The following is a 16,472-nucleotide window of genomic DNA, read 5'->3' on the forward strand; positions in this document are numbered from 1 at the left end:
TGTAGTTAGATCCCAAGGGTTTCCGCAACTCTGAATATACTTATCATATTGGGAAGAAAATCGGATATATTCATTTAATAAGCTGGGATAGCTACTGAGTTGAGTGTTATCCGCTAAAAGTTGTAATTCCTGAATATCGTTCACAGGAGGTGGGTCAATTCTCTTCATGCTCTTCCTCTATATCTAATTTTCTACGCAAGTACATCACTACATCAGCCGACAGCTCCGAATTTAACTCACTCAATAACGCCCTTCGATCGTTGGGTTTTTTTGGAAAGCTTGCTAAAATATCTTCAACTAATCCATTAGTTATTTCATCCTCAAAAACAAAATATGAGATAGCTCCCACATCAGCCCCGAAGGTCCGCAGTCTTGGGTTTTGAATGCTTACTTGGCCGCCCTCGCCCTCTTTGAATACAAGCACTTGTGTCTTGGGGACTTCCCGCACAAAGTAGGATGAATGAGTGGCAATAACGGCAACTGAACCGGTCAATCTCAATAATTTATCCAAAATTTTAACAAACTCGGAAATAAAGTTTGGATGGAGATGTGTCTCAGGTTCATCGAGCAAAACAAGAGTTCCATTTTCCACAAACAAACAAGCCTGCACAATAAATTTAATAATTGAAAGCTGGCCGCTACTCAGGGGATAAATTTTATTTTCAATATGGATCATTGGATTTGCGCTACTCACAGCTGCGCCGTGAATTTCTAGTGTTGCCTGCTCCCCTCCATTGCCGAGCTTCAACAAGGGTACGTAGTTCCTACCACTAATGTTCAAAACGTGATTGGCTGAAACTGAAATGTCAGTACTCAACGGTATTACAACATTTTTTATATCTGGGAAAAATTGGATAATCTCCTTAAATAATTCCCAGCGGTGATATTGCCCAATCAGCTCTTCAGTTCGACAAAGCTGAACGCAGAGATCGCAAAAGCCTCTGGAGATCCTTGTCCTAGCTGCTCTATTGAGAATCAAGCGACGATATTTTATACGTTTGTTAGCTCGCTCAGCAGGGAAAGAATTAACTGTTTCGCCTGGCGTAGCTATCGCTAATACCCGACTTATCATCGGGCGACCATATATTCCATCAGAAAGTCGCAAATCACCTTTGACCAGAGAGCTCACCATAGTATGCAATGCTTGGCTCTTTCCCAATCCGTTTCGACCGATAAGTACACAAATTCGTTTTGGTAAAAAGCTATCAGGATCAAAATTTAATTCAAAGCAATGCTCTTCGGAAAATCCTGCAACCCTGTAAGAAAGTAACAATTTGTTCGAAATATTTGAGAAGCTCTCATTTTCTAGACCATCGATAATGGATTTCGCATTATGGAATGCAAAAAATCGCTCAGAGTCCCTCATGAATGCTAAGCTAAAAATTTTAGTATTCTGTGCTTTTTCAATTAGCTTGGCTCGCCAAGCCACACCTCTAGATGCAACCAAATCATTTAATGTAAGCAGAATATTTTTTGAATTTTTTACCCCATGTTGAACAACAAACTTTCGGTAATCATCCATTCCGCCCTGAAGGGTGAAGAAATTCGGCAGTTCTTTAGCGTCGATCATATTGACTTCGCGAGATATTTTTCCGCTCTCATCAATATTGTCATTGCTTGATAAAAACCCAAGAAATAGATGTCCTTCTATCTCTTTTTGGTCATCACCTAAGTGCGCGATATATCTATATCTACATCTATATTTAAAATCATTCCAGCTATCTTCGACGGGAAATAAAACTATAACAGGTGCCTTGAGATTAGCAATATCAACAGCTTTACCATGAAAATAGATTCTTGAATCCAGAACAGTATTTTTTTCTATGCCATCTTTCACTGGATTTAATTCCTGCACTTTTTATAATTGATCCAATTTAAATTACAGAGCTCAGGTCTGCTAGTTCGGCGAAGTCCCTTTCTGGAAATACCCATCTGGATAAAAAAACTACTACTTCTGCTATTGGCTGGTTTTACCGCATCCACAACCGCCATTAGAACAATACAAACCTTAATACAGGCACACTAGATACGCCTATTTTTCAGAGCACATGGCGTTCATCTACCTTGAAATACTATTTTATCCCAGACTCTCAGTGATCCAGTTTAGTTACACATACAGGACATTCGCTCTGGTCATTCTGGGGTTATTAATTTATTTGCTTCAAGGAGCATTCAGTTATGTTTTGCTTCAATACTATTTGCGCAGTCCGCCGGAATGGTTGGCTAGTACTGGCACATACCTCTCATTGCTGCCGCTTGTCATACAGAAGCAGAGCCAAGGTAAATAACGAAGGGGCTACCCTTTATCAGGAAGTCGTCGGAAGCGCGCCGCGAGAATATTCCCTTTATGGGACGTCACACGATTACACGCCATTACAGATCATCCAGGAGGAGTCGTCCTCCAAGCATATCGTGTGCTTAATTTCTACGAAGTGTTAAAGGGGACGTTTATTCAAAGGGCTTCAATCTCTATCACCGAGTTCTTCAAATAGATGAACAGAACCCTATTATCCGGCATCGCAGCGAGGTCTGAGAGCTCTTCATAATTTTCTTTACTAACCATCCAGTCGGTATTCGTGCAAGCCATTCGGAAGAGTCTTGCGTCCGCCGATCGATTGAGGCGCCGCACTTGCTGCACGTCAATATCAGGCCGGAGTGAGGCCTCTGCTTTACTAAAGGAGAGGCGCTTATTCCGAGGTCCAATAAACTTATCAAGAACGACTGTAACCTCAATGCCTTCGGCTTGGAGTGCTGATGCGAGCGCCTTCACTGGGGCAAACCCTAAAAAATCATTCTTGTAGTCGTGACAGAGGTTGTTCCCGCCCAGAAACACGTGCTTAATGACTGATGCCAGAATCCTTATGTAGTCCGACCAAACCACCACCTAAAAAACACTCTTAGATTATGGCGGTGCTAGTTGGCGCAGGTTGGTTTTAAGATTAACACATCGGTGAATAATCAATGAAAATCTCGCGATTTCAAAGATAGATCATGCAGTCTTGCCGTCATATTTTTAATATGACCAGCCACCACATGAATAACCGGTGCGCCGACATCTTCGGCAAGGATTTCCAGGCTTCCTTTTATAATCAGCAATTTACCGGTGAGTATTTCGGTGCGAAAGCGCTCTTGCGTGGACGTATGCACAACAATATTGCTGGTCCCGGTTTCGTCTTCCAGTGAAATAAACATAACCCCATGGGCAGAACCAGGGCGCTGTTTGCCGGTAACAATGCCGGCGATACGCACAAAGCCTTTATGGTTGAGGTTGATAAGGTCTGCGAAACGACTGCAACGATCGAAGGGCGTTTCGCTACGCAATAGTTGCATGGGATGCTGGCGTAACGTGAGGCCGATGGTGGCGTAATCGTCCATGACATTTTCTTCCGGCGTTGGTGCTGGCATTAGCAAATCATCTTGTTCATTCTCAGCAGCCTGCAAGAGTTCTGAGTGCGGTGTGATGGCCGCCGCCTGCCATCGGGCTTGAAAGCGGTTTCCGCTTATTTCACGTAATGCATCAGCCGATGCCAAACATTCCAGCACTGCATCACCCAGGCCGGTGCGCCGGGCAAGATCTTTGATAGACGCATAGGGAACAGTGCCACGATGAGTTTCAATAGATTGCGCGGCATCCAGGCTTAATGACCTTACAGCAATAAAACCCAGACGAATCCCCTGCTGGCCGTTTTCATCCAGCTCCAAAGAGTTATCGCAAGCGCTACGGTTGATATTGACCGGCTTTACCACAACACCATGACGACGAGCATCCAGAATCAGTTGTGACGGGCTGTAAAAACCCATCGGTTGGCTGTTCAGCAACGCACAATAAAAGGCAGCGGGATGATGCCGTTTAATCCAGCTGGACACGTAACAGAGGATGGCGAAGCTGGCCGAATGGCTTTCCGGAAAACCATAACCACCAAACCCTTTTACCTGCTCAAACAACTGATCGGCAAAGATTTGTGTGTAGCCATTCTCCAACAATCCGTTTTTAAATTTATCTTCAAAGGTTAGTAACTTTGAGTTTTTCCCCCAGTTGGTAATAGCCCGCCGCAATTCATCGGCTTCGTCTCCGGTAAAGCCCGCGGCCACCATCGACAGACGCATCACCTGTTCCTGAAAAATGGGCACGCCTAATGTGGGTGTTAATACATCACGAATCGCATCGCTCGGGTAAGTAATATCTTCTTTGCCAGCGCGTCGGCGCAAATAAGGGTGCACCATATCGCCCTGAATCGGGCCAGGGCGCACAATAGCAATTTCGATGACCAGATCGTAAAAACAACGTGGCTTCAGGCGCGGTAGCATCGCCATTTGTGCGCGGGATTCAATTTGAAAAACCCCGACACTATCACCGCGACAGAGCATGTCATAGGTTGCTGTGTCTTCTTTTGGAATATCCTGTAATGAGCAAATGGCCGGGTTATAGGAATGAATCAACTCAATCGCACGCCGCAGCGCAGAAAGCATGCCCAGTGCAAGCACATCGACCTTTAACAAGCGCATTGACTCCAGGTCTTCCTTGTCCCATTGAATAATGGTTCTGTCTGGCATACTGGCATTTTCCAGAGGAACCAGATCACTGATTCTGGTTTCGGAAATGACGAAGCCGCCTACATGCTGGCTGAGATGCCGGGGAAACCCGTAAATTTGTTGTACCAGATTAAAAAAGTGTTTGAGTAAATGGTTGCCGATGTTTACGCCCATGGACTCCATGCGTTTTCCCAGATCAGCAAGATTATCCCACCACGCCATGTTTTTAGTTAGATGATTTAATAATGCGATATCAAGACCGAGTGCTTTACCGACATCTTTCACTGCGCTTTTGCTGCGATAAGTAACCACCGTAGCGGCAAGCGCGGCGCGTTCACGGCCATATTTTCGGTAGATATATTGAATCACTTCTTCACGGCGCTGGTGCTCAAAGTCCACATCTATATCCGGTGGTTCATCACGTTCTCGCGATATAAACCGCTCAAAGAGAACACCAATTTGGCCGGGAGCAATCTCGGTAATAAACAGGCAATAACATACCACCGAATTGGCTGCTGACCCCCTGCCCTGACAAAGAATATTCTGCTCGCGAGCAAAGCGAACAATATCGTGAACGGTAAGAAAGTAATATTCGTAACTGAGTTCGGCAATCAACGCTAACTCTTTTTCTATCAACCCGGCTACTTCATCAGATACCCCATCGGGCCAACGCTGTTGTTTGCCGGCATTAACCAGATTGGTAAGGTGCTCAGTGGGCGTTAAACCGGCAGGAACGACTTCATGCGGGTACTGATAGCGCAACTCCGCCATCGAAAACTGACACAGATCAGCGATAAGAGCAGACTCCGCTAACAGTGGAGATGGGTAAAGTTTGGCTAATTGCGGCAGCGACTTCAGGTAGGCTTCACCATTCAGTTCAAGGCGGCTACCCATTTCCTGCAAGGGGGTGTTATGCCGAATGGCAGTCACAATATCCTGTAGTGGCTTTCGCTCAGCACTGTGCATCAAGGCTTCACCGCAGGCTACCAACGGAATACCTTTGTCTTCAGACAGTTTATGCCAACGCGCAAAATCCCGCTGCTCTCCGCCATGCAACTGATGACCAATGCCTATCCACAAGCGCCCCTTGAACGCCGTATGTAATTCATTAGCGACTTCGTTGGTAATGGTTTCCTGAGGCCCACCAAGCCAGATAATCAGGCAAGTACGCAAGCGAAAGCGAAGGTCTTCAAAATGGGCTTCGTAACTTCCTTTTTCGGCACGGCGGCGCGCCAGAGTAATAAAACCGGATAACTCAGCATAAGCCTCTCGCGTGGGGGCTATCACAATCAATTTCATACCATTGGACAGCTGGAAGCGACTACCCACAATCAGTTTAATGCCGAGCTTTTCAGCAACCACAAAGGCCTTAACAACCCCGGCCAGCGAGCATTCATCGGTAATCGCTAATGCTTCGTAACCCAAGGCATTGGCTTGAGCGATGTATTCATCCGGCCAGGAAGCACCGGTAAGAAAGGTAAAATTGGTAATGGTGTTCAGGTGAGCGTAGCGCATCAGGAAAACACGCCATGCACGTACCAACGCTTCTCGTAAAGATCGAAATATACCCACAGGCGAACATTATCCTGCCGCGTTGCCAGGTAATAATCCCGTGCGACGGCACTTTGCCACCAGTTGCCAATAATCCGTTCCGGCCCCAGAGTAATGGAAAAATAGCCTTTCCAAAAAAGCCGCCCCTGGCGTTCTTCCGCCAATTCCGGTGCAGCCAGAAGCCAGGCAGGACGAATACTCTGCTGGTAAATAGCGGGCAATAGTTGCTGACTTTTTTCAGCAAGCGGTAAATAACTATTGGTCAGCTCGGGCACCCGGCTGTCCTTGTAAGACAACTTGTAAACCTTGCTCTCGCCCAACCTGGCTTTCAGTTTTGCGATGGTGATAGTGAAGTCGGTAGCGGAAAAGCCGTTGCGCCGGTTTTGTTCAAAATCCAGGTTCTGGTTGCGAGATTGAAGTGGCATTGTTTGCTGACAACACAAACCAATGGTATCTACCTCGAAAGGTAATTCGCGGACGTCAAATTGAATCAGAGAGAGGTCGTAGAGCAACTGCCAGCCGGTTTGCGGCAGGTCACTTTTCACAGCAATAGTAATCTGCTGGCGATAAATATCAGCAATACGCCATTCAATGTATTGGCATTGCTGCTGCCGCTTGCGCAGATAATCACAAAGCTGCTGTAACAAATTTTCAATAGCTGGCTTTAATTGCTCAACGATAGTTACCGGATATTCAAATTGAATATCCTCTTCAAACCATTCATCAGGCCGATAGGTATCCCGTGGTTTTTCAAACAGTGCTGTTTGCAAAATATTCCGGTCATTGCCATAAATATCATCCAGCAAATCCGTAAAATCACTTCCTAGGCGCTTTCTGAAACTGGCCGACGATTTTCCCTGTATTTGCCTGGCAAGGTCAGCGAAATATCTGAAGCCTGTCTTATCAAGCGACTCCAGCGCTTTCGGATAATCTGCCAGCAAATCAATGGACAGTGCATTCAGTCTTTCAATAAAAACTGACCGGGTTTCTTCGTCACTAATAGCGTAATGGGCAAATGAGAGATACCAAGCGGCAGCTGCCGAATGGCCCAGGCCGTATTGAAAACCGTGGGGTGTTTGATCAAGGAGTGAAAACGTTTTTTCCGCAAGCGGTTTTACACCACCAAACAAAGCCAGGCAGCTGGAAATTTCCAGCAACAGCCCGGATTGGGCAAAGGCTTTGCTGTTGTAATCTTCAATGTAGGGACTGATTTGATAGAGTAGCTCCGACAGCTGATGCAGTGCTGCCTGCTCTTTGGCTTCATCGCGCTCCAGCACCACACAACTGCTGAGCAACTGCGCGGTAGTGGCATCCATAGCTTGCTGAACCCCAGCCGCTACTGCTAATGCATTGGCAAAAATGACCTGCTTTTTTTGCACGACTATCGTCGTCCGGTCATCGGCAGCGTTGGCTGTTAATGCGGTCAATGCCAGATCAGAAAACCGAATGGCCAGCCAAAGCCGGGAGCTTGTCGCATTCACTGATTACTCCGCAACGGCAACACCTGGGCAAGTGGTCGCCCGGTTTCTTTGCCTTCAGAATTTTCAGATCGTTCGTTAAGCGCGTGATAAGGCAACACTGCTTGCCATTGCTCAGGCAGCGCCAGCAAAATCGGGCGCGGCTGGCGTAGTTGCAAATAGCCTTTTTGCTTGAACAGTGTCAGCTCAAGGCCCGCCGCTACTGCTTTTGCATATAAACGTAATACCGCCGGAGAGCTTTGCTGCTGGGCACCCGACGGGCGGAACATCACACACAGCCCCTGCCCTTCGGCGGCGGCGAGCTGACACTTGCGCAATTCGGTATAACCCGGTGCATCTTGCGGTTGCCAGGCCAGTACCGCTCCGATACTGGCGCGCACCAGCTCGGTAAAACAGGCAATAAACTGACTTTTATCCGGTGCCTCCACAATAATCAGCCTATCCAGATTAATGCCAGCTTGAATAAATGCCTGAGCGAAAGGCATCGCCGGTGGATTAAGCACCACGATCAAGCCCTGAACTTCCTGCAAAGCCGGCATAAACAACTGCCACTCTGCCTGCATCCCCGGTTGACAGACCTCGATCAAACTACCTGCCGGCCAGCCACCATTCAACAACTCGCTATTTAAGGCGTCATAGCCCGTATCTACGGCAACACCGGTATTAAAGCGCCGCGAATGCCCCACCCACACATCCTCCCGGAGCAGTAGTTGCTCAAGAGAAAATGGGGTAGATATAGAGGAATATGGCTCATTCATAACTGTCACAACACTGTCTATGCATACAGTATAGTTCAGCCAGCCATAGTGTCGTCAACCGATGGCTTAGAACATTTTGCAATGCAGCGTAGTGCCAATCGTTCAGGCGCAACCTGGATGCCATAATGGCAGTGAAAGAAACCAGGGCTTACCTGGCCTCCTTGATGAATTGAAGAGAGTCCCGTGATAGGTCCGATTGGTAAGTGGCAACGGTCTCCCAATGGCGTTGACAGCCAACTCGCACAGGTGATAACTGAGGCTAGATATGTCCCACATCTGTAGAAAAGATATTTAAAACAAATCAACAGGTTGCTATCCATGCAAAACTCCTAGCTGCGCTCATTTATAAAAATTACCTGGAAACCTTTTTGAAGGTATCTTAGAAAAGATACTTTGAGTGATCTCGCACAGACAAAGAATTCATTTCCTATAATTACAGCGATATCTAATTGAAGGACAGTACGCCTAACAAGTGTGGGATTGATGATGCAACTTAGCATCAAGGAGCATCAGTTTGTCGCGGAAAATTATTGCCAATAGCAAACTTGATAACGACATATTGGTCGACCGCCGGCTGGTGCAACTTACAGGCGTCGTCGATGGAGTCAATCAATATAACATTTTGTCTTCATTAGAGATGCTGAATGAGTATTTCGCCCTCTGGTATCCGGATGTTGATCTCGACAAAATGTTTCCATTGCCAAAAAGCGGCATACCTACAGATGCTGAATTTGAAACGCCACTACCTTCAGATGGTGGTATGTCGTTAAGTGCAAATTGGGAGCAGGCAAAGATTGCATACATGGTTTCACAAGTTGCAGTAGCTCTGAACGGTTCGCAGGGGCGATTTCGAACCAAGTCACCTGATCTTTGTACGATAGAGGCGAATGACGATAAGTGTGCGATGGAGGCATGGATCAAATCAGCTGGTGCCCGGTCGATCCACACCGCCCGCGCTTATCGAAAAGAGGCTGAGCGATTTCAATGGTGGGCTCAGATCGAAGCCGTCAAACCGCTCAGCGGCCTCACAGTTGAAGATGTGGGGATTTACGAAAATTTCCTCGCCGATCCTGTTTCCCGACACACAGGTAAAGCTTGGTACGATGATTCGATGAACGATTCGAATACTGGCAAAAGGCTCGGCGGAAAATATGCAACCCGTACATCGCAGGATTGGTACCCATTTGACGGGCCGCTCAAGCCTGAAGCCGCCAACTTCACTATGACAGTTTTGAAGAGTATGTACCGGTTCTGGGTGGACGTAGGCTACATAGAACGTAGCCCTTTGGCGCTTCGAAAGAGTTCTGCCTCGAAGCAAAGTGATGAACACCAGACCGACCGAGCACTCAGTCAGGGTACATGGCAGTTCGTTCATCACTATATCGAAAGTCTCGATGATCGTATTCCCTTGAACACCACGCCGCGCAAGCGGTTGGAGTTACTTCGATCAGCGAACCAGCGCCTTATGATATTTCGTGCGCTTTATCTGCTAGGTGTCCGGATTAGCGAGCTGGCCACTATCAAAATGAGTGACTTCGTTATCCGGCCGATAAGCGACGGGACAGACGCCTATTGGGTTAGCATTCAAGGCAGAGGCAACAGAACCCGCACTATTCCTGCAACGCGGGAGCTGATTGAGGTGAGCACAGCATACCGCCACACACTCAATACCTTCCCGGTGGTTAGACGAGGAGCACGTCGTGATAAATATGGTGAAACTAATCTATTGCCATTGCGACCATCAAAAGACGACAACAGCACTTTGATTCTGTCTTCATCGGGAACGGCCGCAGTCAGCTCTTCGCGGTTGGCGGGCATCGTAAAAGAGACGCTGGCCGAGGTGCTTGATTTGTATCGTCGTATGGAAAAAGAAGGTAATCCTCCAGTGGGGGTAAATCCAGATCAGCTTGAAAAAGCCTCCGCTCATTGGATGCGTCATACATCGGCTATCCACCAATCGCTCGACGGTATGAGCCTGCAGCATCTGAAAAAAATTCTTGGTCATGTGAAACTTGAAAGTACGCTGATTTATAGCAACAACAATGATAGCGATGACGCATTGGTGAAGAAACGCGAAGACTGGATTTCTGAAAGTTTATTTTTTCGCACGGATGATGAACAGCCAAATGATGACTGAGCGCGTACATTGCATTTAACTGCAGTAAACCCGAAACATTCATATTGCTGCGGATTTTAAAAAATACAGTCACCAGCAACGTAATTTATTTACTACAAGGCTCCAGGCACTCAGTCCAACGCATTGGTTGCTGTTGAGGGGCGGTCAAGCCATAACATTCACTCAGCTTATAACCCTGCCTGTGAACTCATTGACATTACCAGAACGCATTTATACCAATACTTTATCGTGTGAAATTTTTACTAGCTCATCGCAAGTAAGATGCTGTAATAGACGTCACCAAGAGGAAGTGCTATTTGTTCTTGCGTGGCTCCCCCCAATTTAACAACCAGTCTTCCAGTTGAACTACTGAAATTAGAAAACTGTATGAGACTATATTGAAAGAATAACAGCGAGCGAAGTAACTTGGCGATAATGATCAAAGATGTAGAAACGGTTCTGCGCGAGCAACCGAACCCATTGAGACTCATTCAGTTAGAAGCTCTAAATCCATCACGGGAACCCTACAGAGCAATCTTACTTCAACCAACTGGAGTGGTGGAAGCCAATGAGTACAGAGTTGGCCACTCAGACGCCGCATTAGGTCATGCCTTATGCAGCGGATTCCTATCCTCAGCAGCACGAAGCCATTCCGACCTTGCAGTAGCACCTGAATACTGCGTTCCCTAGACTGTCGTGGAAGAAATCGTCGAAGGGAAACTTCGACCGCCGCAAGGTGCCATCTGGATACTGGGCTGCGAAAGCATCGCACCTACTGATTTCGAGGATTTGGCTCGACGATACAACGCTACAGGTGAATGCCTGTTTCACTGCGAACCACTCGATCCTCGGCAAGCTGCACAACGTCGTTACGTAGATCCCCTTCTCTACGTCTTCTGGACCCAGAACGAAGACGGACAGGCATTGCTGTGTCTGCTGGCACAACTGAAGACGGTAGCGTGCCGAGACTACAGAGACGTAGAACAGACTTCACTTTGCCTAGGTAGTACGGTTTACGCCTTCAATCGTGGCTTCAACTCTATCAGTCTGATGTCGATCATTTGCTCCGACGCCTTTGACTTCACTCCGCACATCGACAATATGCACACCAACTGCCTTCTCATTCACATTCAGCTGAATCCAAAGCCGGCGCACACCGACTATGCAGCCTACCGCACAAGGCTCTGTTCAGTGGGAACAAACAGCCACGTTGAACTCCTGTGCCTGAACTGGGCCAAGAGCATCCGTGAAGTGAAAAGTGTAGGTAAAAGTGTTGACTGGAACAATGTCGCAGGTTCAGCCTGGTATGCGCCGCCAGCAAAATTCAGCGCCGACGATGGCCTCATCGACGCGCTGCACCAAGGCGGACTCTATTACTGCTTGCTAGCCCAGCGCTGGCACTCATTCTTCTTGAACTACGAAGGTCAGGTCATTCAACTACAGAAGCAGAAACTGTTTTTCCCGGGCGAACAAGCGCTGGCACCCAAGAATTTCGTTGCAGTGGAAGAGCGCTGCTCTTGGAATTCGGCAGGCAACAGTTGGGATCCCGGTGCGGTTGCCAACGACGGATTTTCCGATGCGCTGGTGGGATACAACGCCATTTCCGGGCACTTGCACGTCGCCTCCCAGGCCAGCCCGCTCGCGGTGGAACGTGCTATTGAGATGCTCATGGGACCCCGTGGGACTCCGGGATACTGGTACACAGTTAATGAGCTGGATGCGGTCCATCTGGACAATAGTGAGGAATCGATACGCAGGGTGACGGTTCATCAAGACCCTGACCTTAATCGACCAGGGTCGTCCTACCGCCTACAACGACTGCAACGTGCACACGATGCAATCGGACTCGCACAAAGCGACGTGCCTTGGCCGTCTCCAGTACAAGATTTGGCAAACGGTTTCAAGCTTTCATGGAAACGCAACTCCCCGCACAGCAATGTCGAACCAGACACTGGAGATCGCGGCCCTGCATCCCTAGTCTACCTTTCGGACCAAGCCAACGATTGGGCGATCGAGAGTATGCACCAGAAACTCAGGACGGCCGTGGCTAATTACGCAGTGACTGAGGCCTGCGAAGCAGGAAAAAGCGCCGAAGAGCTGAGTGACGCTGTTGTGCGCTCCCAAGACAGACTTTGCGTCGTGTTCCGTCGCGACAACCGTTTCGGAACGCGCGGTCCTGAAGGCACTAATCTCATTGACAACCCGGCTAGTGTATCGCCGGTGGATTTCTCAGAGGACAGATCATGATCGATGCGCAACGCGTTGAGGCGTTACTCAAGAGCCGCTACCCCGACCTTGAAGGCGTTGGACCAGGTGTCTTTCGAGGCATTGACCGCTTCGGCACCCGCGACTATGCGATTCGCTACTTCGACCTGAACGACCGGCTAGCAATGACGGCTGAATCGCTCAAAAGCTATCAGGAAGAAGTGCTTTCGCCAATGTACTTTTCAAGCGAAGTAGCAACCGATCTGCGATGGAACCACTATCTGTACTTTGTCACGAGTAATGAAGAAGCTCAGCGGGGAGAATTTGGCCGGCTAAAGGCCAAGGTAGAGGCTGACAGGGAGTATGCCAGAAAGCTGGTCGTCCGAGAGGATGAGGTTCTCCGTCTGCTGACTAACGCACAAACGTCAGAACCCCCGACTGCCCTGCCGATCGACCTCGCGACAACATGGTCAAACACCCTCGAACAACATGGCCTTTCGTTCATTCTTGACAGTGACATCTCCGTCCCGGACGCCGTTCGGCGAATCGTCGCGGGAACAAAGGACGGAGCGCCACGTCCGATTTCGACCGTCGCTTTACTCGATGCCGAACAGGCCGCTGTGAGTCAGTTTATCAAGCACTTGACCATCAAGGGCTTTCGCACCCATCCGGAAAAAAAGGACCATCCACTTGGCCGAGTGAACTTGATCGTCGGCAGCAACGGAGTCGGCAAAACCTCACTCCTTGAAGCTATTGAGTTCGCCTACTGCGGAAGGAATCGTCGATCCTCCACATTTCTTGGAAGCACATCGATCACTGTGGATCTCGTCGGAGCTGAACACAAGCTATCTTCAACCACGGATGCCACAAGACTCCGAGCGCGCCATTCCAATTGGTATGCCAAGACAGAACTGAAGACGGTCACCATCCAGGACAGTTTCGGCAAGTTCAACTTTCTCGACACCGATGCTGCGGTGAATCTCAGCGTATCGAACAGTTCAGCGCAAATCGGAACGGACGTCACTCGTTTGGTATTGGGTGCGACGGCGGAGAATCTGGCAGATAGGCTTCGTCGCGTCCTCAAGCAGTTGCAGGACGAACTTAAGGACCTACGACGCGACCAGCTTAACAATGAACAGTTGAAACTGGCCGCCAAGAGTCGTCTGAACGCAATTAAAGCGGCCCCCAAGCTATCAGACAGCTTGTTCCTTGAGCTTCTCGCCGCATTGAAAGGGCTGGGATGGAGTCAGCCTCCCAATGATAAGAGGCAACTTGAAGCATTGCGCGAGGGGTTGCAGGAGGCCAATTCTGCCGTCGCGCTTGTCCGCCACTCGTCGATAAACGTGCTCCATAGCAAGCCCGAATCCGTGCTTCGGCTCATAACGAACCTTCAAGATGAGGCAACCAAAGCGGACGCCTTGGATCAGCGTGCTAAAGCCGCACGACTGGCTCAAGCCAACGCAAGGCGCGCTGCAGAGGCAGCAGCGGGACTCGGTGCCGCCATAGAGGCCCTACTTCCGTATGCCCGCGCCAACTTCCCGAAACTTGTCAAACAAGTATCGGAGGCTAGAGATCAGGTTCGCACGCGAACTGCGAGGTTGAGCAAGGTCGCCAATCTCAGTGATACAAGCGCGATCCAGCAGTTTCTGGAAAGCTCCGTTGCTCAGGCGATTGACTTGACCGATGCAGAAATCCGGGAGCATGAGCAGCGGCACGACGCTGCGCAAACCTCACTTCAAGCTGTGGAGAAGACACAGAGCGTGATGACCGTTCTAAGGCAGCGCTTGGTTGGAACTGCTCAGGACATACTGCAACGCTCAGCCAATCCCGACCATTGCCCTTTGTGTCGGACGGAATTTGAACAAGGTCAACTGCTTGCCCGGATGATGGCCGATGTTGAGGTCAGCACATCGGAGCACGCCGGCCAGCTGCAAGTGGAAATTACTTCGGCCAGAGAATCGATAGCAGGCGCCCGAGCTGTTCTGGCCCTGCTCTATCCCTTGCGTGCATTCACTGCAGATGGCCCACAGACACTCACTATCGCCAAAGTTCTTGAACAGATCTCCCTAGAACGATCTGCACTTGATCATGATCGGCAAGTACTTGAAGCTATCCAGGCGCAGCTTCAGCAACTGCAGTCCGATGGGTTGTCATCCCAAGACCTTTCAAGCAAGCTACTGGCTGCGGGCATCAGAGAACTGTTGCCAACGGAGGAACTGCAACACCTCTATTCAAATAACATTGAAACGATGGAAAAATTGCAAGGCGCTGAAAGGACGGCGCTACATGACTCAGATATCGTCAGACAGGAATGCGAGGCAATGGCCGAGCGCTTGTCCATCGAAGCGCTGGGAGACACGGGTCAACTCGCCAGATCGGTCAAAGAGCTGATCTCCGATGCGGAAGCGGCCTTGGGAGCGCAGCAGATCCTCACATCACTCGTTGCTGTTAGCGCCGAAGCGAGCGCCGAAGAAGTTGCGTTGAGACTCGCAGCCATTCATGGGCTGCTCGCCCAGGTCACCACGGCTGTTGCGCAAGAAGGAATCAATGACAAGGACTTCAACGACGAAACCAGGATCGTTGAAAATCTTACGAAAAAAATTGAAACCAACAAGACGAAAGTTACGCGTGCCGCCGACGCGGAAGGGGTGCTCGACACGCTGGCGCAGCAGCGGTCCGGAGGCGAGTTGGAGAGCCAGATCTTGACTGAGAATGCAGAGGAGATTGCACACACTTTTGCCAGTATCCATATGCCTAACGAGTTTGAAATTAAGGTCATTGATGGAAAACTCGTCATTCGTCGCAGGAGCACTGGTGCCGAAGTTGAACTATCCCATATGAGCACGGGGCAGCGTGCCGCGTTCGCCTTGTCGCTGTTTCTGGCCATGAATGGACGCCTCCGATCTGGCCCCCTGGTGCTGATTTTCGATGATCCTGTAGCGCACATCGACGACATCAATATGCTATCTTTCCTGGACCACCTTCGCCAACTTGCCATCAGTGGGTCGAGACAAATTTTCTTCGCTACGGCAGACAACAAACTCGCAGGATTGTTTCGGCACAAATTTCGATTCCTTGGGTCGGACTTCAAAGAACTACACCTTGCTCGTTCTTCATAATTAATTTGGTCTTAGAAAAAACAGATCACATCTTTTTCTAAGGAAAAACATTTATTTCACCATTGACCCATTGGTTCCGTACTTCAGAGAACTCATCTGGAGAAAGGGCTTGATGCCGCCAACTCTCCACAATAGGTGGAACACTCCTTTTCTGAAGAGAATAAAAATTCCATAACCTCATGGCCACGCCAGATGATCTATGACGTATGGCCAAGCTTTCATCAAAATTCAAATTACTGGCCGAATTGTCGTGGCTGGTGTCTCTAAGTGTTCGAGTGAGCCTGTTTAGTGTCCGTCGCTCCAATGCTCCAGAAAAAAGATTGGGATAGTTTTTGAGGACTAGTGGGATTATTGAAAAAGCTGAAGTAATGGAGGATGTTGAGCACCAAGCAATATATTGCTCAAGTATTGATATTGCCTTACAAGGTATTGAGCTATTTCCATCAAAAGTGAGTTGAAATAATCTAGAAAGAGCTCTGAGCGCGTCCCTTTTAATATGGGTGCTGTCTGACAATAACGCATCCTCTATTTGATCAAAAATAGACTCTTCTTGATTTTGGAGTAGGTGTAAAAATGCAACCTCCGCCTCGAGTTGAGGCATATCATAATCCCTCATATCTTGGAAGAAGACTGTTATAGATGACAGCAAATCTTCTGAATCATCAGTCTGGATTTTTGGAGCAACTACAGAGGATATTAATTCAATCATGCG

9 protein-coding genes are annotated in these 16,472 nt (G+C 48.6%); 3 read left to right on the forward strand and 6 right to left on the reverse strand.

The genetic code is table 11. The annotated features are described in order from the left end of the window. Positions 1-154: 154 nt before the first annotated feature. From C4F51_RS18335 to imuA, 5 genes are all read right to left on the reverse strand, one after another. Complete coding sequence (locus C4F51_RS18335; RefSeq protein ID WP_193909385.1) at positions 155-1,837, reverse strand: AAA family ATPase; 1,683 nt, start codon at positions 1,835-1,837, stop codon at positions 155-157. A gap of 615 nt (positions 1,838-2,452) precedes the next feature. Further along, complete coding sequence (locus C4F51_RS09780; protein WP_193909387.1) at positions 2,453-2,770, reverse strand: Rossmann-fold NAD(P)-binding domain-containing protein; 318 nt, start codon at positions 2,768-2,770, stop codon at positions 2,453-2,455. Positions 2,771-2,958: 188 nt separating this feature from the next. After that, positions 2,959-6,048, reverse strand: coding sequence for an error-prone DNA polymerase (locus C4F51_RS09785; RefSeq protein WP_193912513.1), 3,090 nt, complete (start codon positions 6,046-6,048; stop codon positions 2,959-2,961). Continuing rightward, the gene (locus C4F51_RS09790; RefSeq protein WP_193909389.1) at positions 6,048-7,565 is read right to left on the reverse strand and encodes a Y-family DNA polymerase; all 1,518 of its coding nucleotides are present in this window, start codon (positions 7,563-7,565) and stop codon (positions 6,048-6,050) included. Before C4F51_RS09790 ends, C4F51_RS09785 begins: the two co-directional genes overlap by 1 nt. Next, positions 7,562-8,320: a translesion DNA synthesis-associated protein ImuA gene (imuA, locus tag C4F51_RS09795; RefSeq protein WP_193909390.1), complete on the reverse strand. Its 759-nt coding sequence runs from the start codon at positions 8,318-8,320 to the stop codon at positions 7,562-7,564. Before imuA ends, C4F51_RS09790 begins: the two co-directional genes overlap by 4 nt. Before the next feature lie 514 nt (positions 8,321-8,834). On the opposite strand from imuA, the gene C4F51_RS09800 reads away from it, so the two are divergent. From C4F51_RS09800 to C4F51_RS09810, 3 genes are all read left to right on the forward strand, one after another. Continuing rightward, a complete protein-coding gene (locus C4F51_RS09800) occupies positions 8,835-10,457 on the forward strand; it encodes a tyrosine-type recombinase/integrase (RefSeq protein ID WP_193909391.1) in 1,623 nt (540 codons plus the stop codon). Positions 10,458-11,132: 675 nt separating this feature from the next. After that, entirely contained in the window at positions 11,133-12,683 is a 1,551-nt protein-coding gene (locus C4F51_RS09805; RefSeq protein WP_202987663.1) for a hypothetical protein, read from the forward strand. Beyond that, entirely contained in the window at positions 12,680-15,760 is a 3,081-nt protein-coding gene (locus tag C4F51_RS09810) for an AAA family ATPase (RefSeq protein WP_193909392.1), read from the forward strand. Before C4F51_RS09805 ends, C4F51_RS09810 begins: the two co-directional genes overlap by 4 nt. A 37-nt stretch (positions 15,761-15,797) precedes the next feature. On the opposite strand, the gene C4F51_RS09815 is transcribed toward C4F51_RS09810, so the two are convergent. Continuing rightward, positions 15,798-16,469, reverse strand: coding sequence for a hypothetical protein (locus C4F51_RS09815; RefSeq protein WP_193909393.1), 672 nt, complete (start codon positions 16,467-16,469; stop codon positions 15,798-15,800). Positions 16,470-16,472: the final 3 nt, after the last annotated feature.

It is taken from the genome of Cellvibrio polysaccharolyticus (assembly GCF_015182315.1).
Taxonomy (GTDB): Bacteria; Pseudomonadota; Gammaproteobacteria; order Pseudomonadales; family Cellvibrionaceae; genus Cellvibrio; species Cellvibrio polysaccharolyticus.